This window comes from Muricoccus roseus, from assembly GCF_900141905.1.
Classification (GTDB): Bacteria; Pseudomonadota; Alphaproteobacteria; order Acetobacterales; family Acetobacteraceae; genus Roseomonas; species Roseomonas rosea.
In genome coordinates, this window is the sequence record NZ_FQZF01000053.1 from 1 (window position 1) to 16,811 (window position 16,811).

At 70.4% G+C, this 16,811-nt stretch carries 18 protein-coding genes; 7 read left to right on the forward strand and 11 right to left on the reverse strand.

Going from position 1 to position 16,811, the window contains the following annotated elements:
- Positions 1 to 267: 267 nt before the first annotated feature.
- From BUB97_RS24325 to BUB97_RS24345, 5 genes are all read right to left on the reverse strand, one after another.
- The gene (locus tag BUB97_RS24325; RefSeq protein ID WP_073140236.1) at positions 268 to 945 is read right to left on the reverse strand and encodes a glutathione S-transferase family protein; all 678 of its coding nucleotides are present in this window, start codon (positions 943 to 945) and stop codon (positions 268 to 270) included.
- A 73-nt stretch (positions 946 to 1,018) separates the two neighbouring features.
- On the reverse strand, positions 1,019 to 2,641 hold the full coding sequence (locus tag BUB97_RS24330; protein WP_073140239.1) for an ABC transporter substrate-binding protein: 1,623 nt from the start codon (positions 2,639 to 2,641) through the stop codon (positions 1,019 to 1,021).
- Positions 2,642 to 2,775: 134 nt separating this feature from the next.
- Complete coding sequence (locus BUB97_RS24335; RefSeq protein WP_245818448.1) at positions 2,776 to 3,816, reverse strand: serine hydrolase domain-containing protein; 1,041 nt, start codon at positions 3,814 to 3,816, stop codon at positions 2,776 to 2,778.
- A gap of 128 nt (positions 3,817 to 3,944) precedes the next feature.
- A complete protein-coding gene (locus BUB97_RS24340; RefSeq protein WP_073140242.1) occupies positions 3,945 to 4,181 on the reverse strand; it encodes a CsbD family protein in 237 nt (78 codons plus the stop codon).
- 251 nt (positions 4,182 to 4,432) lie between these two features.
- On the reverse strand, positions 4,433 to 4,630 hold the full coding sequence (locus tag BUB97_RS24345; protein WP_073134721.1) for a hypothetical protein: 198 nt from the start codon (positions 4,628 to 4,630) through the stop codon (positions 4,433 to 4,435).
- 191 nt (positions 4,631 to 4,821) lie between these two features.
- Between BUB97_RS24345 and BUB97_RS24350 the strand changes: the two genes are divergently transcribed.
- The 3 genes from BUB97_RS24350 to BUB97_RS24360 are packed head-to-tail and all read left to right on the forward strand — an operon-like array spanning position 4,822 to position 7,207.
- A complete protein-coding gene (locus BUB97_RS24350) occupies positions 4,822 to 6,084 on the forward strand; it encodes an AmpG family muropeptide MFS transporter (protein WP_245818449.1) in 1,263 nt (420 codons plus the stop codon).
- Positions 6,081 to 6,863 carry a phosphatase PAP2 family protein gene (locus tag BUB97_RS24355; RefSeq protein WP_338141796.1) on the forward strand — a complete coding sequence of 261 codons (783 nt, stop codon included), beginning with the start codon at positions 6,081 to 6,083 and terminating at the stop codon, positions 6,861 to 6,863. Before BUB97_RS24350 ends, BUB97_RS24355 begins: the two co-directional genes overlap by 4 nt.
- Positions 6,860 to 7,207, forward strand: coding sequence for a DMT family protein (locus BUB97_RS24360; protein WP_073140249.1), 348 nt, complete (start codon positions 6,860 to 6,862; stop codon positions 7,205 to 7,207). Before BUB97_RS24355 ends, BUB97_RS24360 begins: the two co-directional genes overlap by 4 nt.
- Before the next feature lie 166 nt (positions 7,208 to 7,373).
- Here BUB97_RS24360 and BUB97_RS24365 read toward each other — a convergent pair whose 3' ends face one another.
- Both BUB97_RS24365 and BUB97_RS24370 read right to left on the reverse strand, forming a co-directional pair.
- Positions 7,374 to 8,147 carry a hypothetical protein gene (locus BUB97_RS24365; RefSeq protein ID WP_139281452.1) on the reverse strand — a complete coding sequence of 258 codons (774 nt, stop codon included), beginning with the start codon at positions 8,145 to 8,147 and terminating at the stop codon, positions 7,374 to 7,376.
- On the reverse strand, positions 8,119 to 8,679 hold the full coding sequence (locus BUB97_RS24370) for a DUF488 domain-containing protein (protein WP_338141797.1): 561 nt from the start codon (positions 8,677 to 8,679) through the stop codon (positions 8,119 to 8,121). Before BUB97_RS24370 ends, BUB97_RS24365 begins: the two co-directional genes overlap by 29 nt.
- Before the next feature lie 313 nt (positions 8,680 to 8,992).
- Here BUB97_RS24370 and BUB97_RS24375 point away from each other — a divergent pair, with 313 nt between their 5' ends.
- Together BUB97_RS24375 and BUB97_RS24380 are read left to right on the forward strand one after the other, a co-directional pair.
- Positions 8,993 to 9,994 carry a TerC family protein gene (locus tag BUB97_RS24375; protein ID WP_073140258.1) on the forward strand — a complete coding sequence of 334 codons (1,002 nt, stop codon included), beginning with the start codon at positions 8,993 to 8,995 and terminating at the stop codon, positions 9,992 to 9,994.
- Positions 9,995 to 10,115: 121 nt separating this feature from the next.
- Positions 10,116 to 10,709 carry an HD domain-containing protein gene (locus BUB97_RS24380; RefSeq protein WP_073140261.1) on the forward strand — a complete coding sequence of 198 codons (594 nt, stop codon included), beginning with the start codon at positions 10,116 to 10,118 and terminating at the stop codon, positions 10,707 to 10,709.
- A 28-nt stretch (positions 10,710 to 10,737) separates the two neighbouring features.
- On the opposite strand, the gene BUB97_RS24385 is transcribed toward BUB97_RS24380, so the two are convergent.
- The 3 genes from BUB97_RS24385 to BUB97_RS24395 all read right to left on the reverse strand — a co-directional run bounded on the left by BUB97_RS24385 (position 10,738) and on the right by BUB97_RS24395 (position 14,578).
- The gene (locus BUB97_RS24385) at positions 10,738 to 11,721 is read right to left on the reverse strand and encodes a hypothetical protein (protein ID WP_073140264.1); all 984 of its coding nucleotides are present in this window, start codon (positions 11,719 to 11,721) and stop codon (positions 10,738 to 10,740) included.
- 128 nt (positions 11,722 to 11,849) lie between these two features.
- A complete protein-coding gene (locus BUB97_RS24390) occupies positions 11,850 to 12,824 on the reverse strand; it encodes a Bug family tripartite tricarboxylate transporter substrate binding protein (protein ID WP_217659754.1) in 975 nt (324 codons plus the stop codon).
- 8 nt (positions 12,825 to 12,832) lie between these two features.
- Complete coding sequence (locus BUB97_RS24395; RefSeq protein WP_086062536.1) at positions 12,833 to 14,578, reverse strand: acyl-CoA dehydrogenase family protein; 1,746 nt, start codon at positions 14,576 to 14,578, stop codon at positions 12,833 to 12,835.
- A 123-nt stretch (positions 14,579 to 14,701) separates the two neighbouring features.
- On the opposite strand from BUB97_RS24395, the gene BUB97_RS24400 reads away from it, so the two are divergent.
- Both BUB97_RS24400 and BUB97_RS24405 read left to right on the forward strand, forming a co-directional pair.
- Positions 14,702 to 15,628: a LysR substrate-binding domain-containing protein gene (locus tag BUB97_RS24400; RefSeq protein ID WP_073140267.1), complete on the forward strand. Its 927-nt coding sequence runs from the start codon at positions 14,702 to 14,704 to the stop codon at positions 15,626 to 15,628.
- Between the two features lie 464 nt (positions 15,629 to 16,092).
- The gene (locus tag BUB97_RS24405; RefSeq protein WP_073140269.1) at positions 16,093 to 16,269 is read left to right on the forward strand and encodes a YegP family protein; all 177 of its coding nucleotides are present in this window, start codon (positions 16,093 to 16,095) and stop codon (positions 16,267 to 16,269) included.
- Positions 16,270 to 16,636: 367 nt separating this feature from the next.
- On the opposite strand, the gene BUB97_RS24410 is transcribed toward BUB97_RS24405, so the two are convergent.
- Positions 16,637 to 16,811, reverse strand: a 175-nt coding sequence (locus BUB97_RS24410; protein WP_175562738.1) for a transposase, incomplete at its 5' end; no start/stop codon positions are given.

Genomic DNA, 16,811 nt, shown 5'->3' on the forward strand with positions numbered 1-16,811 from the left:
TGGGCGGTAGGCTTCTTCTGGGGTGTCGGTCTGTCCCGGGGAGAGGAAGAAGGAATTCTTCCTCTCCCCGGACCCCTCACCATCATCTTTTTCTTCGAGTTTGGAATCATTGGGCTGACGGTGCGCCTCGGGTCATGGACCCGAGGCGACTGCAAGGGCAGAAGCAGCCCCCCGCAACCAGAGACCCCGCCGGTCAACGGTATCCACGGCAGTCAGACGGGGTTCCAAGGGCCTCAGGCCCTTGGCGGGTGGAGGGCGGAGCCCTCCTCAGGAACCAGCCTTCGCAAAGGCATAGGCCCCACCCCGCTCCAGCGCCCGCCGATAGGCCGGCCGCTCATGAATCCGCTTCAGGAAGGCCCCCGGGTTCGGCCGCGCCGCGCCGAAGGGGGAGCGGGAGGCTGCCGCCTCCAGCGGGAAGCTCATCATGATGTCGGCCGCCGTCATCTCCGGCCCGGCGAACCAGCCGGTGGGGGCCAGGGCCTCGTTCCAGTAGCTCTTCAGCCGCTCCAGGTTCGGCGCCACGAAGCCCTTCTGCGCCCCGCCCGTGATCATCCGCGCCAGCGGCCGGATCAGTCCGGGCACCTTCCCCGGCAGGGCGCCCAGCACCAGCGTCATCACCAGCGGCGGCATGGCCGAGCCCTCCGCATGGTGCATCCAGTGCCGGAAGCGCCAGAAGTCGCCACTCCCCGCCGCCGGCACCAGCCGCCCCGCGCCATGCCGGTCCAGGATGTATTCGACAATGGCGCCCGTCTCCGCGACCGTCAGCCCGTCCTCGGTGATGACCGGCGCCTTGCCCAGCGGGTGCACCGCCCGCAGCTCCGGCGGGGCCAGCATCGTGGCCGGGTCGCGCTGGTAGCGCCGGATCTCATAGGGAACCTCCAGCTCCTCCAGCAGCCAGAGCACGCGCTGCGAGCGCGAGTTGTTCAGATGATGAACCGTCAGCATTCCGCGGTGATCCCCGATCCCGCGAAGGCAGATAGGAGGCCCGGGGGAGAATACCTTCCCCCCCGGCCGCTTTTCACGCGCCCCAGTTCCGCGCCGTGAAGTCCATCGCGAAGGAGCCGGACGGCTTCCAGGCCAGGTCCCGCCGCTTGCCCGTCAGGTTCACCGTGCCGTGCAGCACCGTATAGGCCGGGTCCTCCCGCTCGCAGATCTCCAGCATCCGCCGCAGCGCCGCGCGGCGCTTCTCCAGCTCGGTGGAGGATTGCAGCGCCTCCAGCGCCGCGGCCGCCTCCTCGTTCCGCCACTCGCCGCTCGCCCATTGCTGGCCGCTCGGCCCGAAGGCCGCCATGGCGCCCACGGGGTCGTTGAAGAAGGCCGTGTTGGAATTGTCGCGCAGCCCCCGCCCGCCATCGGCCTGCAGGATCTGCGACCAGTTCTCCTTCATGTCGATCCGCACATTCAGCCCCGCCGCGCGCCAGCCCTCCACCAGGATCTGCGCCGTGGCCACCTGGTTGGTGTAGTAGTTGCTCAGCAGCCGGTAGGGGATCGGCTCGCCCTTGTAGCTCGCCTCCCGCAGCAGGCGCCGCGCCTCCGCCATATCGAAGCGCGGGCACTCCCAATCCGCCAGCATCATCGGCCCATAGAACTCGAACTGCATGCCCTTCGGCACCGGCGCCTGCCCGCCCCACAGCGCCTGGGAGATCGCCGCGCGGTCGATGGAATGCGTCAGCGCGCGCCGCACCCGCGCATCGCGCAGCACGGCATGCGTCTTGTCGAAGGCCGTCACGCGGTGGTTGGCGATGGCGCGCCCCACCACCTCATGCCGCGCGCTCGCCTGCACCACGGGAACCTGGTCCGGCGGCAGGTCGCAGGCGAAGTCGAACTCGCCCGTGCGCAGCCCGTTCACCCGCGCCGCCACCTCCGGCACCTGCACGAAGCGGATGCTCCGCAGCGGCGGCCGCCCGGCCCAATGCTCGTCGAAGGCCTCCAGCAGTAGATAGGATTCCGCCCGGTACTCCGCCACGCGATACGGGCCGCTGCCCACCGGCCGCCGCGCCCAGCCCAGCCAGTCCGGCGCCGCCTCGAAGGCCTGGCGGGAGATGATGGCGGCAGCCGGCCGCGCCAGCCGCCCCTCCAGCGTCACATCCGGCGTGCGGTTCACCAGCCGCACCGTGCGCGCATCCACCACCTCCATCCGCTCGAAGCCGGGGAAGGCGAGCTTCGCGATGGCCGGCACCTCCGGCGGCGGCTCCTTCGTGCCCGCGCCGGAGGTGGTGGAGGTGAACATCCCGCCCGCCGGCACGGCGGCATTCCCGCGGCCCCACATGTGCTCCGCGCCGAAGGTGAAGGCGACATCCTCCGCCGTCACCGCCCGGCCGTCATGGAAGCGCGCCTCCCGCAGCCGTAGCTCCAGCCTCCGCTCATCCACGCGTCGCCAGGATTCCGCCAGCGCCGGGCGCAGCGAGAGGTCGCCGACCCAGTCCAGGTCGATCAGCGGCTCCAGGAAGCTCGCTACCACCCGCGTCATCACGTTGGACTGCTCGCGCAGCGGCTCCAGCGTGTTGGAGGTGCTGATGCTCTGCACCGCCACCGTGATGGCGGGCCGCTGATCCGCCTGGGCAATCGCGAAACGGGGCAGCGCCAGCGCGGAAAGCCCCGCCAGCCCAAGCCGGCGGCGCGTCGGGAGAAAGGAGGTCACGTTCGCTCATCCATCGGGGGGATGGCGGGTTTCTCGGCCAGCCCGACCGTGGCGATCCCGCGCGCCGGGATGAAGCTTCGGTGTCCGATCCGTGGCCGCCTCGTTCCACCCCGCGCTGGCCTTAGCCCGCGCCCCTATCCAGCATTGGGCTCCGGCACCCGCAGCGGCTCCGCCCCACCACCGCCCGAAGCCCCGAGCGCCGGCATGATCCCCTCCGCCAGCAGTGCGTGCAGAGAGGCCATGTGCACGGGGTCGCGCGGCGCCGCGGGGTCCGAAAGCATCACCACGCAAAGAGCCATCTCCGGCACGACATAGAGCATCTGCCCGCCATAGCCCCAGGCGAAATACACCGGCATCCCGCGCGCCTCGCCGATCCACCAGCCATAGCCATAGAGCTGCCCGCTCCAGGCCGAGCGCGTGCGCGGCACCCAGCTCTCCGCGATCCAGGCGGCGGAGATCACCCGCGCCCCGTTCCACATCCCGCCCTGCCGGTAGCACTCGCCGATCCGCAGCAGCGCCCGCGGCGCCAGGCGCATGTCGTTCCCGCCATAATACCGCCCCTGCGGATCGCGCGGCCAGGGCGGCACCGCGATGCCCAGCGGCCCGCCCAGCCAGTCCCGCGCCAGCTCCAGCAGGCTCCGCCCCGCCGCCCGCGCCAGCGCCGCACCCAGCAGATGGGTGGAGCCGGTGGAATACTGCATCCCGCTCCCCGGCTCCTCCACGAAGGGCCGCGTCAGCGCATAGGCCACCGGGTCCCGCGCCGCCGCCCAGCCGCCGTAATTCGCACCGGAGGTTCGCTCCAGCCCGGCCCGCATGGTCAGCAGATGCCCGATGGTGATCGCCTCCACCCGCGGGTCCAGCCCGGAAGGGCGCGGCCCGAGCAGGGGCAACACCGGCTGGTCCACCCCGCGCAGCACGCCGCGTGAAATCGCGCAGCCCACCAGGGCGGAAAGCACGGTCTTGGAGGCCGACTTGATGTTGTGCGGCTGTTCCAGCGGCGGCCCGCGGAACTGCCGTTCCGCCAGCACCCGCCCCTCCTGCGCCACCGTCACGCTGTGCAGCCGCGGCAGCGTCGCCGCGTCCCGCAACACGGCATCCAGCGCCGAGGCAGCGGCCGGGTGGGAGAGAAGAAGAAGGGGAAGGCCCAGCAGGCCACGGCGGGGCGAGGCGGACATGCCGCCCCCAGATGGGCCCGCCCCGGGGCTGGGCACAGCCACCGAGATCATCCGTTACGCCCAACAGGCAACGCGCCGGCCCCCTCGAGGGGACCGGCGCGCGAAACGCCCGAAGGAACGGCAGGCGCTCAGATGATGCGCAGGCGCCCCAGCAACCAGCCGAAGCCCACCGCGATGGCGGCCGCCGTCAGCGGCTGGTCGCGGATGTAATCCTCCAGCTGCCCGATCTGGTTCTGCACTTCGCCGCGCGCCTGGTTCGCCTGGCCGCGCCCCTGCGTCCGCTTGTCGCCGACCAGGCTGCCGATCCCTTCCTGCACCTCGCCCGCCGCCTGCTTGCCGGCGCCGATGATCCGATCGCTGTCCATCTGTCTCTCCTCATCCCCAAGGGGTGATCCGTTGGGCCGCGGCGCCGTGCGCCGGCCCGCGGGGGTGGAAACGTGGGGAGGGGGCGCGGGTTGTGGGGCAAATGAATCGCCCGGCCGAAGCCGGAGCCAAAGACAGGGCCGGCCGCCCCAGGGGGTTGGGGCGGCCGGGCTCACGGGGCGGGGAAGGGGAGGGAGGGAGAGGGGGAGATCCTCCCCGCCCCGCACCCCGGAGGCTGGTTCAGGCCCGGGCGTCAGGCGCCCTGGCGGGACATGTCGAAGTTGGCGCCCTGGTTGCTGGCGCCGGCCAGCGGCGTGCGGCTCGCATCCGCCTGGCTGAAGGCACCCGAGGCGGTCGGGCCGGAGACATAGTCGCCCTCGGCGAAGGAGGGGGCGGCCACACCCGCGACCAGGGCGGTGGCGAGGCTCAGCGTGGCGATCATCTTGCGCATGGGAGGTTCCCTTTCAGCTCTGTGTTCCGCGGCAGGGGCGCCGCTTCCGTGACCCAGAAACTGATCCCTCCCGCCCCGAACCTCCAATGCCGACCGGCTATGCTCTCCATTCCGCCCGGGCATTGTCCGCGCGCCCCGGCCGAACCGGCCCCCCTCCCGCACCCCCTCGCCCCATGGCAGGGTCGCCCGCCATGCCCATCCTCCGCGAACGCCGCTTCCTCGTCCTCCTCGCCCTCGGCTTCTCCGCCGGCGTGCCCCTGCCCCTGGTGGCCGGCCAGGTGCTGCGCCAGTGGTTCACCGAAAGCGGCATCTCCCTCACCGATATCGGCCTCACCGCCCTCATCGGCCTCGCCTATTCGCTGAAGTTCCTCTGGTCCCCCGCGCTGGACACGGTGGCGCCCCCCTTCCTCTCCCGCCTCGGGCGGCGGCGCGGCTGGCTGCTGCTCATCCAGCCCTTCCTTATCCTCGCCATCCTCGCCACCGGCTTCAGCAACCCCGCCACCGGCCCGCTCGGCACCGCCGCCCTGGCCGCGCTGGTCGCCTTCCTCTCCGCCAGCCAGGACATCGTGGTGGACGCCCACCGCATCGAGATCCTGGAGGAGAAGGAACAGGGCTACGGCCTGGCCTGCTACATCTGGGGCTACCGCCTGGCCCTGCTCGCCAGCGGCGGCGGCACGCTCTGGATGGTGGGCGCCCTCGGCTGGGGCGGCGCCTATGCCTATGCCGCCGCGCTGATGCTCGTCGGCGTCGCCGCCACCCTCGCCTCGCGCGAAGCCCCGGCCCCGGCCACCCAGCACGTCCCCTGGGCCACCCGCCTCAACGTCTCGGTCGTGCAGCCCTTCGCGGATTTCATGCGCCGCCCGCTCTGGCTCGCCATCCTGCTCTTCATCGCCCTCTTCAAGCTCGGCGAGGCGCTGGCGGGCATCATGACCACGCCCTTCTACCGCTCACTCGGCTTCAGCCGGGAGGACGTGGCGGCGGTCGCCACCGTCTTCGGCCTCTTCGCCACGCTGGGCGGCGCGCTCGCCGGGGGCTGGGTGGTCGCCCGCCTCGGCACCGCCCGGGCCCTGGTCGTCACCGGCCTGGGCCAGATGCTCTCCAACCTCATGTACGTCGCCCTCGCCCATGCGGGGCACGACTACCCCATGCTCTGGGCCCAGGTCGGCATCGAGAACTTCACCGACGGCCTCGCGGACGCCGCCTTCGTCACCTACCTCTCCAGCCTCACCAGCCGCGCCTTCACCGCCACGCAATACGCGCTGCTCTCCTCCCTGGCCGCCGTCCCGCTCCGCACCCTCGGCGCCTCCTCGGGCTGGCTCGCGGAATCCCTGGGCTGGCCGGGCTTCTTCCTGATGACCACCGCCGCCGCGCTCCCGGCCATGGCCATCATGGTCTTCCTCCTCTGGCGCCTGCCGCCCCCCGAGCCCGCCCGCGCCGTGGAACCCGTGCTTTGACGGAGGGCCGCCCCTCAACCCGCCCCTCCACGCGCGCCTCCACTCCCTGGCGCGTCCTCGCTTGGCTGGCCGCCCATGGCCCGCAGCGCCTGGGCGCGCAGGACTTCGCGCGCCTCGCCGGCCTCCTCCTGGCCGCCACCGCCGTCCTCGCCTTCGCGGGCCTGGCGGGGGAGGTGCTGGAAGGCGAAACCCTCGCCTTCGACCGTGCGATCCTCCTCGCGCTCCGCAACCCCGCGGACCCCGCCGACCCCATCGGCCCCACCTGGCTCGAGGAGGTGGCGCGCGACATCACCGGCCTCGGCAGCCATGTCATCCTCATCGGCCTCACCCTGGCCGTCACGGGCTACCTCGCCCTCATCCGCAAGCGCGCCGCCGCCCTCCTCGTCCTCGCCTCCATCGGCGGCGGCACCGCCCTCAGCGCGGGGCTGAAAACCCTCTTCCAGCGCCCGCGCCCAGACCTCGTCCCCCACGCCGTCGAGGTCTACACGGCCAGCTTCCCCAGCGGCCACGCCATGCTCTCGGCCGTCACCTATCTCACCCTCGGCGTCCTCATCGCCCAGGTGGAGGCCCGCTGGCGCACCCGCGGCTACGTCCTCTTCCTCGCCATCCTCACCACCCTCCTGGTCGGCGCCAGCCGCGTCTATCTCGGCGTCCACTGGCCCACCGACGTGCTGGCCGGCTGGTGCCTCGGCGCCGCCTGGGCCCTGCTCTGCTGGCTCGCCGCCCTCACCCTCCAGCGCCGCGGCCAGGTGGAACCCCCGGACAACACCACCCCATGAACACCGCCTATCTCTGGACGCCGCTGCTCCTCATCGGCTCGAACGTGCTGATGACCTTCGCCTGGTACGGCCACCTCAAGCAGCCCTCCTGGCCACTCTGGCTCGCGGTCCTCGCCTCCTGGGGCATCGCCTTCTTCGAATACTGCCTCGCCGTCCCCGCCAACCGCATCGGCTACGGCACCTTCACCGGCCAGCAGCTCAAGGTGATGCAGGAGGTGATCACCCTCTTCGTCTTCGCCGGCTTCTCCGTCGCGGTGCTCGGCGAACCCCTGCGCTGGAACTACCTCGCCGCCATGCTCTGCCTCGTCGCGGCCGTGGGGTTCATCTTCCTGAAGGTGGAGTGACGGAGGCCCCCCCCCTCCACCCGCCAAGGGCCTGAGGCCCTTGGAACCCCATCGGACTGCCGTGGATACGATGGCCGAAGGGGTTTCTGGTTGCTGCGCGCTTTTCGGGAACCCTGCGGCCGCTGATCGGTCTCAAGGCCCTCGCCAACAGCTCCTGAAACGCCCTCTAAAACAGGGCGCCCTGACTGACAGGGTCGAGGCGGATTACCCCGTTAATTAGCCAAGTGTCCGGGTAAAGTGAGTGAGTGCCCATAGCCAACAGCATGCCCCTGGCCGGGTACTCTTGGCCGAATACCCGCTGCATCTCTGCAAGTGCGCTCGCTTCGCCCATCCTCGACCGCCAATGATAGAAAGTCGCCTCAATTTCCCAGTCCTGGCAGGTGCCCCGGCGTGGGCCGTCATCGGTCTCGTAGTGGTAGCGGAACCTGTAGGGGCAGGGCTGATACGGGATTAGAGGGCGACTGTTGAAGAGATCCTCCTGATTGTGCATGGCTGTGAAGGCCGCGCGCTCGCGGTCCAGATCACCGTCGCTTTTTCGCTCGAAGGAGAAGTCGGTGACGCGGGCGCTTAGCAGAGCAAGGCTCCGGCCGGCCGCCCGCTCCCGCTGCAGGCTGGTCACGACCCTCGCGGCCAGGAAGCGCTGCCGCTCGGATGGCTTTAGCTCTCCAATCAGCCGGATGCTGTCCTGATCAATCCGCCTACTTTCCGGCCTCGGATCATCGTTGGGTAGCCGCCATCGAAAGCGAATCCGATCCCAGCGGCCGAACTTCTTGCCCTCGTCCAGTGTCCGGAAAGCTACCGGGTAGAGGCGAAGCCAGTTGCCCTGGATATCGATGCCGGCGCAACAAACCGTCTCGCCGTGCTTCTGCCCCATCTGTGGGGCGGCCTTGATGATAACTATCGCCTCAGCTTCACCCGACTTCTGCGGGGTTTTGTTCATTGCTGCCTCGGACGCTGGACCTCTCCGAGGCCAGTGTCACACGGAGGTGAGAGACCCTAAAGCCCTGCCTAACTGCCATTTCGGCCGCTACAACAGCCCTGTGGCAGGCCTCGTGCTCTCTTTCGAAGCAGAGCAGGCAGCTAGGCAGCGCACTAGCCAGCCCGCCAGCCTCGGCAAGGGCCGCCTGGGCAGGTTGCCCTTGTAGGTGCCGACCGTAGATCCGCAGGAAGCCTCGATGATCCCCACGCCGAGCTGCGTCCCTGCCGGGCTTAGGGTCGCCGAGATCTCTCAGGTGCCGGTACCGGATCCCCTCTTTCTCTAGGGCGGCGCCGAGCGCCACCTTGGAGAAGCCCGCTTTGCGAGATTGAGGAAGCTCCCGTACGTCGAGAACCTGTTCAACTCCAGCGGCCACGAGCGTAGCCAGGAAGGATGTAAGGTCAGCCCCCTCGTAGCCGATGGTGAAGAGCTTCCGGTGCGGCAAGGCCAATCCCTCAGATGGGGTGGTAGGGCGAGGGCGAGCCTCAGGTAGCAAGCCGGTACCAGCCCGAGCAATACCGATAAGGGCCTATGCCGTCCGCCAGCCAGAGCGGCGAACAGACCGCCCCCCCAAAAAAACCCCCTTGCAGAAAGATGGAGGTTTATCCATCTTAGCAGCTGATCCGGGCCCCTCTGGCGACCCGGCGGCCCCGCGCCTCCTGGGAAAACCCCGGCGGCCGGCCCAGCCGCCACCGCGATGTCGGATCGACTTCTCGCGCAATCGGGCCCGGTGCGCACCTCAAGCGACGTTCGCAGCCACCGCTGCGTCCCGCTGCCGGCCGGGCCCCCTTCCTTGAGGAGCCGTACCGGTGGAAGCCTCGCTCACATTCTGGATCGTCTTCAACGCAGCCGTGCTGGGGCTGCTCCTGCTCGACCTCGGCGTCTTCGCGAAACGGGACGCCAATGGCGACCCGGCCCCCGTGCCGGTGAAGACCGCCATCATCAAGTCGGCCGCCTACATCACCCTCGCCGTCGCCTTCTTCTTCTGGCTCCGCATGAGCTATGGCGAAACGCCCGAGATACGCAGCGCAAAAAGCCTGGAATTCCTGACAGGCTACGTCATCGAGTGGTCGCTCTCGGTCGACAACATCTTCGTCTTCATCCTGCTCTTCGCGAAGTTCGGCGTCCCCGCCGCCTACCAGCACCGCGTGCTCTTCTGGGGCATCCTCGGCGCCCTGGTCATGCGCGGCATTATGATCCTCGTCGGCACCGCGCTGATGCGCGAGTTCGACTGGATCATGATCGTCTTCGGCCTGTTCCTCATCTGGAGCGGCTGGAAGATGCTGCGCGCGGCGGATGAGGAGGAGGACCCCACCGACAGCCCCATCCTCCTCTGGCTGCGCCGCCGCCTGCCCGTCACGGACGGCTTCCGCGGCAACGCCTTCACCGTGCGGGAAGCGGGCAAGCTGATGATCACGCCGCTCGCCCTCGTGCTCATCCTGGTGGAGCTGACGGACCTTCTCTTCGCGCTCGACAGCATCCCCGCCATCTTCGCGGTCTCGACCGACCCGTTCATCGTCTACACCGCGAACGTCTTCGCCATCCTCGGCCTGCGCGCCATGTACTTCGCGCTGGCCGGCATCATCCATCGCTTCAAGTACCTGAAGCACGGCCTCTCGATCGTGCTGATGATCGTGGGCGCGAAGATGCTCGCCAACTGGTTCGCGGGCGGCAAGGCGGTGCCGGTGGAATACGCGCTGGTGCTCACCGCCATCATCATCGCGGGCTCCATCGCCCTCTCGCTGTGGAAGACCCGCAACAACCCGGCCCTGGAGGAGGTTCCCCCCATGGCCGAGCCGCCCCGCGGCTGACCGGATCGGGCCGGGGAGCGATCCCCGGCCCCTTCCCCCCTTGCCGTCCCCCCCGCCTTGCCGCCCCCCCGGCTTGCCGCCCTGGGGGGGCGAGCGCAGCCTGCCAGGCCGGAGGCCCGCCATGTTCACCCGTCTCGCCATGATCCAGGACGACCTTCGCGCCCGCCTCGCGGAGCCGCACCGCGCCTATCACGGCCAGGACCATATCGATTCCCTGCTGGCCCAGCTCCAGGCCGACCCCTCCGTCTTCCAGGCGCCGGAAGCGGTCGAGCTCGCCATCTGGTTCCACGACGCCGTCTACATGCCCGGCGCGCCGGACAATGAGCGCCGGAGCGCCGCCCTGCTTCGCCATGCGCTGGACGGCCTGGCCGCGCCCGCGCTGGTCCAGGCCGCCGAGGCCATGGTCCTCGCCACCGAGCGCCACGCCGTCCCGCCCGGCCTGCCCGCCCCCCTCGCCGCCGACCTCGCGGCCTTCCTCGACCTCGACCTGTCGATCCTCGGCGCCCCGCCGCAGGAATACGACCGCTACGCGGCCGCCGTGGCCCGGGAATTCCAGCCCGTCGCGGGCAAGGAGGGCTACCGCCAGGGCCGCGCCGCCTTCCTCCGCCAGGCCCTGCTCCGGGAAACTCCCCTCTTCCACACCGCGCCCGCCCGCGCCGCGCTGGAGGATGCCGCGCGGGCCAACATGCAGCGGGAGCTCGACGCGCTGGCCTGACGGCGCGGGCCAGCGGCCAGGGCGCGGGCTACTCCTCCTCCTCCCCCCCGCCCGCCTGCTCCGGCCCGCGCTCCAGCCGGCTGCGCACGGCCGTCAGCTCCTCCATCCACCGGTCCAGCATCGCCCGCAGCCCCTCGGGCGTCACGCCCTCCACGCTGTCCAGGCGGGAAACGACCACGCGCTTCTCCTCGGGCAACTCCACCCGCGCCCAGCGCGTCAGCCCATGCAGCGCCAGCGCCAGCGCCAGGGCATCCCCCTCCTCCACGTTGATGGCCAGGGAGAAGACGATGGTCCCGTAATGCCAAGCCATCGCCGGCGGGTCCTCCTCCTCCACCGGGTCCATCAGCTCCACCTGGAAGGGCAGGGGCGCGCCATGCTGCACCAGGAAGGCCGGCGCCTCGTCGTCGTCCTCCGGCTCCCCCTCCACGATCTCCAGCCCCGCCTCGCGCAGCAGCCCCTCCACATGGATCGGCCGCAGCCCCTCCAGGAAGGCCTCCGCCTCCCGCAGCGCCGTCTCATGGATCACGGAAGCCTGCAGCGGCACGCTCGGGTCCCAGCCGAACCCCTCCGCCAGCGCCTCCAGCGCCATCCGGGCGAGGGAGGCGCAACCGGCCTCGTCCAGCGGCGGCAGGTCCTTGGACCAGTCCTCCCGCCCATGCGGCGCCAGCGTCAGCCCCAGCCCCTTGAACAGGCCCGCCCGCTTGCGCGCCGAAACCGGCAGCCGCGCGAACACCCCCTTGGGCGCGAAGCGGCCGGAAGCCACCTCCACCGCGCTGCTCGCATAGGGGGCGGAAAACACCTGCGCATAGGCCGCCTCCCCCACCCCCGGCATCATGGCCGAGACGGTGAGGAACCGCATGTCCCCCAGCGCCCAGGAGGTCCCCTCCTCCTGCGGATCCCATAGGCAGGTGGACATGATCGCCCGGGTCAGCTTGCGCAGCACCTCGGCCTGCGTGGCCCGGCTTCCCCCGCGATGCAGGGTCCAGCCACGGGCGCGTCGTTCCATCGTCATGCCGCGTATTGTTTGCCCTGCCGGGCGCGGCGCCAAGTGGCCCCAGGCCATAGGCCGGGGGAAACCACCGGCCCCAACCACCGGCATCCCCGGGCGGGGCGCCCGCCCAGGGACCCGCGAGGCGCCCCCTAATCCGCCCGCAGGTTGGTCTCGCGGATCACCCGCGCCCAGCGCTCGGTCTCCGTCGCCATCAGCCCGCTCAGCGCCTCGGCCGTCAGCACCGGGGCGATCTGCATCCCCTGGCTCTCCAGGAAGCCCCGCGTCTCCGCCTGCGCCAGCGCCGTGGCGAAGGCCGTCCGCAGCCGCTCCCGCGCCGCCACCGGCGTCGCCGCCGCCGCCACCAGCCCGAAGAAGACCGAGGCGTCGTAGCCCGCCAGCCCCTGCTCGGCCACCGTGGGCAGGTCCGGCAGCACCGCCGAACGCTCCAGCGTCGTGATCCCCAGCGCCCGCACCCGCCCGCCCTGCACATGCGGCAGGGCGGTCAGCACGTCGGTGAACACCATGGCGATATGCCCGGCCAGCAGGTCGTTCAGCGCCGGCCCCGTGCCCCGGTAGGGAATGTGCTCGATCGTCGTCCCCGCCATCGTGTTGAACAGCGCCCCCGCCAGATGCGACGACGCCCCGTTCCCCGAGGAGCCGAAGGAAAGCCGCTCCCGCTTCGAGAGCGCGATCAGCTCCGGCACGTTGCGCGCGGGCACGCTGGCATTCACCGCCAGCACGTTCGGAATCCGCCCGAGCGGCGCGACTGGCGCGAAATCCTTCGCCGGGTCGTAGGACTGGCCGGGATAGAGCATCCGGTTGATCGCCAGCGGCCCCGAGGTCCCGAACAGGATCGTGTGCCCGTCCGGCGCGCTCCGCGCCACGAACTCCGCCCCGATATTCCCGCCGGCCCCGGCGCGGTTCTCCACCACCACCGGCTGCCCCAGCCCCTCGCCCAGGCTCACCGCCAGCCGCCGCGCGATCAGGTCGGTCGGCCCGCCCGGCGCGAAGGGCACCACCAGCAGCACCGGCCGCGCGCCCGGCTGCGCCAGCGCCGGCCGCGCCAGCGGCAACAGCGCCCCGGCGCCCAGCAGTCCCCGCCGCCCGAAAATCCCGTTCATCATGCCGTCCCTCATGCCGTTCCTCCCTGGGGCGCGCCGGGATCGTTCAGCATGTCCCGGAGCATCGCCGTGTCGTCAGCCGTTCCGTCATCGAGGCCGCCACCGAGGCCCCCACCCAGGCCAGGGTCGAGCGGATCGCGCGGCAGCACGCGGTGGCGCAGCACCAGCCGCGCCAGCGCCAGCCGCTCCGGCATCCCCAGCCGCGCCGCCTCCCAGGCCATCCCCGCCGCGGAGGCGACGTGATACAGCGCCGAGGCCGCCTGCCGCGCCAGGGCGGGGTCCGCCTGCGCCGCCTCGGCCAGCGCCACCGCCCGCTCCAGCGCCGGCCCCGCCTCGGGCAGCGCCTCGTTGTTGCCCAGCAACCCGCGCAGATGGTCGCGCAGCACCGGCAGCGACCCCTCCCGCGCCGCCGCCCGCAGCACGTCGAGCGCGACGATGTTGCTCGTCCCCTCCCAGATGCTGCCGAGATGCGCATCCCGCAGCAGCCGGGCATCCGACCACTCCTCGATGTAGCCGCAGCCCCCGCGCACCTCCATCGCATCGCCCGTCACGCGCCGCGCGTCGCGGCAGGCGCGGAACTTCAGCAGCGGCGTCAGGATCCGCAGCAGCGCATAGGCGCCCTCCTCCCCCGCATCCGCGCGCCGCAGCGCCTCCGCGGTCTGGAACACCATCGTCCGCGCCTGCTCCGTCGGCAGCAGCATCTTCGCCAGCTGCCGCCGCATCAGCGGCATCTCCACCAGCCGCTTGCCGAAGGCCACGCGCCGGTGCGCGATGAACAGCGCCTCCGTCACCGCGCGCCGCATCAGCCCCGCCGCGCGCACGCCGTTCGAAAGGCGGGAGTTGTTCACCATGTCCGCCATCTGCCGGAACCCGGCCTCCGGCTCCCCCACCAGCCAGGCCACGGCGCCATTCATCGAAACCTCGCCGCTCGCCATCGAACGCGTGCCCAGCTTGTCCTTCAGCCGCACGATGCGATGGTGGTTCGGCGTCCCGTCCGGCAACACGCGCGGCAACAGGAACAACGAGACGCCCCGCAGCCCCGGCGCGCCGCCCTCCCGCCGCGCCAGCACCATCGCCAGCTCCGCATCGGGGTTGGAGCAGAACCACTTGTCCCCCGTCAGCGCCCAGGTCCCGTCCTCGCGCGGTGCCGCCCGCACCACCGTCGCGGCAATGTCCGACCCCGCGCCCTGCTCGGTCATGAACATCGCGCCCTGGTGCAGCGCATCCAGGTCCTGGCTCGTCAGCGCCGGCAGGTAGCGCGCCACCAGCGCGGGGTCGCCGAACTTCCGCAGCGTGCGCGTCAGGCTGTCCGTCATGCTCACCGGGCAGCACAGGCCGAACTCCGCCTGCACGAACAGATAGGTCAGCAGGTACTTCGCCGCCGGCGGCATCGGCGCGTCCCAGCCCAGCACCCCGCCCCGGTGCGACAGCGCGGCCAGCCCGAACTCGCCGAAGGCCAGCCGCTCCATCTCCCGATAGGCCGGGTGATACGCCACGGCCTGCACGTCCTCGCCACGCCGGTTGCGCGGCCGCAGCACGGGCGGGTTCCGGTCCGCCTCCATCGCCAGCTCGTCCAGCACGCCGCCCGCCAGCCCGCCCAGCCGGTCCAGATGCGGCGCCAGATGCGCGGCAAGATCGCCGGGCAGATAAAGCCCCGCCATCCGCCCGAGCATCGGATCCGCGCGGAACAGGTTGAGCCCAGCGCTGTCCGGAATCGCCTCGGCACCGGCCGGCGGGCCGGGGGGACGGATATGCATGGCGCTTCCTCACATTCTGGGCCGGCCGCGCGCGGGCGCCGCCGGCACCCCAGAGGCTGGCCATCCCGCCCCGCCGCGCCAATCGATTTGTTCGGATAGGCGGTTGAGCTAAACTCAACGACCATGACCTACCGGCGCCTGCCCTCCCTGGTCGCCCTCCGCAGCTTCGAGGCGGCGGCCCGCCACGCCAGCGTCACCCGCGCGGCGGGGGAACTCGCCGTCACCCCCGGCGCCGTCAGCCGCGGCGTCCGCGCGCTGGAGGAAGAACTGGGCACCGCCCTCTTCACCCGCGCCCCCGCCGGCCTCGCCCTCACCCCCGCCGGCGAAGCCCTCTTCGCCGCGGCGCGTGACGGGCTGGACCGCATCGCCGCCGGCCTCGTCGCCATGCGCCACGCCGCCCCCGCCCGCCGCCTCCGCCTCGGCGCCTACACCCTCTTCGCCAGCCGCTGGCTCATCCCCCGCTGGTCCCGCCTCCGCCAACGCCACCCGGCCCTCGAGATCGACCTGCAAACCGGCGCCGACCCGCTCGAACTCCTCCCCGGCGCCTTCGACGCGGTCATCGCCGTCACCGACGGCCGACCGCGCCCCGGCCTCGTCTCCCTGCCGCTCGTGCCCATCGAAATGATGCCGGTCTGCGCCCCCTCCCGCCTCCCGCAATTCGACTGGCGCCGCACCCCCCTCCTCCACTCCCGCCAACGCCCGGATGACTGGCCCCGCTACCTCGCCGCCGCCGGAATCGAAGGGCCGGACCCCACCGCCGGCCCCCGCTTCGAAAGCATCGCCCTCTCGCTGGATGCCGCGGCCGAAGGGCTCGGCGTCGCCCTCGCCATCCACGCCCTGGTCGGCCAGGACCTCGCCACCGGCCGCGTCGCCTCACCCCACCCCTTCCGCCGCCCCACCTCCCGCCACTTCACCCTCCTCCACCGCACCGAACGCGAACACGACCCCGCCCTGCGCGCTCTCAAGACCTGGCTCGCCGAGGAGGCGGGCAGCGCAGGACCCCCCGGAGAGGGCGCCGCCCTCTCCGGACCTCTCCCGCCAGGAGCCTGAGGCTCCTGGACCTGCATCGGACTGCCGTGGATGCCCCGGATCGGTGGGGTCTCGGATTGGGGGTGGTTTCCCGCCCCTAACGTCACCTGAACTCCTAGATCTCAGGCGCAGGTTAGCCCCGCTAAGGCGACAGCTACAAACACGACGATCAAGATCGCCTTCATTCAACTGCCCGTGCGACGGCTCACAAAGCTCGCCGGGATGTGATTGAATCGTGAGCAGAATCTCAACTTTTGCACAAACGCTGCGTTATATTCCTGATTCGAGACAACCGGGAGGGACGAGTCGGGATGAGCTGCTGAAGGACAATCTCCCCTTTGTACTAGGCGAAAGCCAGGGCTCGCACGCGCGCTATCGCGTCCTCGGGATGGCGAGCGACGATGTCTAGCCCCCATCGCTTTCCTTCGTGACCGTACTCGAAAGAGTACGTGTGATATCTCACGGCATCAACAAGGATTTTATCCATGTACTTCACCATTAATAAGAATGCTGCAGGTTACTATTATTGGAACCTGAAGGCCGCCAATCACGAGATCATCGCGCAAAGCGAGACTTACGTGAGCAAGGCTGGTTGCCAGAACGCAATCAACCTTGTTAAGTCAACAAACATTTCTACGCCGACCCGCGACAATACCAACTAAGATCCGAGTTGGTGAGTGATTTTTGAGTTACTCACCGACTTTTCAATCTTTCTGATGGAAGGTCCATGCGATAAGTTTATCTGTTTAGTCGCAACCTCAGCGCTCCGGGCCAGGGTTAGAAACCTCAACGGGGTGCGTTTTGGTAGACCCGAAAAAGACCGTGGTGCTTCTGCAGCCGCCGGAACGCAGGGGTGAGATCGTGTGGAAGCCTGTTCCACTTTACATGAGTTGTAGATGCGGCGTCCGGCCTAACAGGTCGCTGAATTACTCGGCGTTCTGGAGCGTTTTCCCGTCGGAGGGACCAGCGGCTTTGCGCGTCCGGCCCGTTCCTACGAGCGGCATGGACGCCGGATGCCGGTTTTCGGCTTCATGCTGCCAGCAGCCGGGGCAGTCGGGCCAGGTTGTTGGCGACCATCGTCAGGATGAAGCGGGATCGCACGCGTTCGATGCGACGATAGACGGTCTGGGCCATGCCGCCGACGGTCTTGGCCCAGCCGAAAGCCTCCTCGATGCGCTTGCGGTGTTTCTGGGACAGGGCATGG

What these genes read in the sequence shown, in the direction of transcription:
- BUB97_RS24325 (WP_073140236.1), bottom strand. Translation starts at nt 945, where the DNA reads ATGCTGACGGTTCATCATCTGAACAACTCGCGCTCGCAGCGCGTGCTC.
- BUB97_RS24335 (WP_245818448.1), bottom strand. Translation starts at nt 3,816, where the DNA reads ATGTCCGCCTCGCCCCGCCGTGGCCTGCTGGGCCTTCCCCTTCTTCTT.
- BUB97_RS24340 (WP_073140242.1), bottom strand. Translation starts at nt 4,181, where the DNA reads ATGGACAGCGATCGGATCATCGGCGCCGGCAAGCAGGCGGCGGGCGAG.
- BUB97_RS24345 (WP_073134721.1), bottom strand. Translation starts at nt 4,630, where the DNA reads ATGCGCAAGATGATCGCCACGCTGAGCCTCGCCACCGCCCTGGTCGCG.
- BUB97_RS24350 (WP_245818449.1), top strand. Translation starts at nt 4,822, where the DNA reads ATGCCCATCCTCCGCGAACGCCGCTTCCTCGTCCTCCTCGCCCTCGGC.
- BUB97_RS24360 (WP_073140249.1), top strand. Translation starts at nt 6,860, where the DNA reads ATGAACACCGCCTATCTCTGGACGCCGCTGCTCCTCATCGGCTCGAAC.
- BUB97_RS24365 (WP_139281452.1), bottom strand. Translation starts at nt 8,147, where the DNA reads ATGAACAAAACCCCGCAGAAGTCGGGTGAAGCTGAGGCGATAGTTATC.
- BUB97_RS24380 (WP_073140261.1), top strand. Translation starts at nt 10,116, where the DNA reads ATGTTCACCCGTCTCGCCATGATCCAGGACGACCTTCGCGCCCGCCTC.
- BUB97_RS24385 (WP_073140264.1), bottom strand. Translation starts at nt 11,721, where the DNA reads ATGACGATGGAACGACGCGCCCGTGGCTGGACCCTGCATCGCGGGGGA.
- BUB97_RS24390 (WP_217659754.1), bottom strand. Translation starts at nt 12,824, where the DNA reads ATGATGAACGGGATTTTCGGGCGGCGGGGACTGCTGGGCGCCGGGGCG.
- BUB97_RS24395 (WP_086062536.1), bottom strand. Translation starts at nt 14,578, where the DNA reads ATGCATATCCGTCCCCCCGGCCCGCCGGCCGGTGCCGAGGCGATTCCG.
- BUB97_RS24400 (WP_073140267.1), top strand. Translation starts at nt 14,702, where the DNA reads ATGACCTACCGGCGCCTGCCCTCCCTGGTCGCCCTCCGCAGCTTCGAG.
- BUB97_RS24405 (WP_073140269.1), top strand. Translation starts at nt 16,093, where the DNA reads ATGTACTTCACCATTAATAAGAATGCTGCAGGTTACTATTATTGGAAC.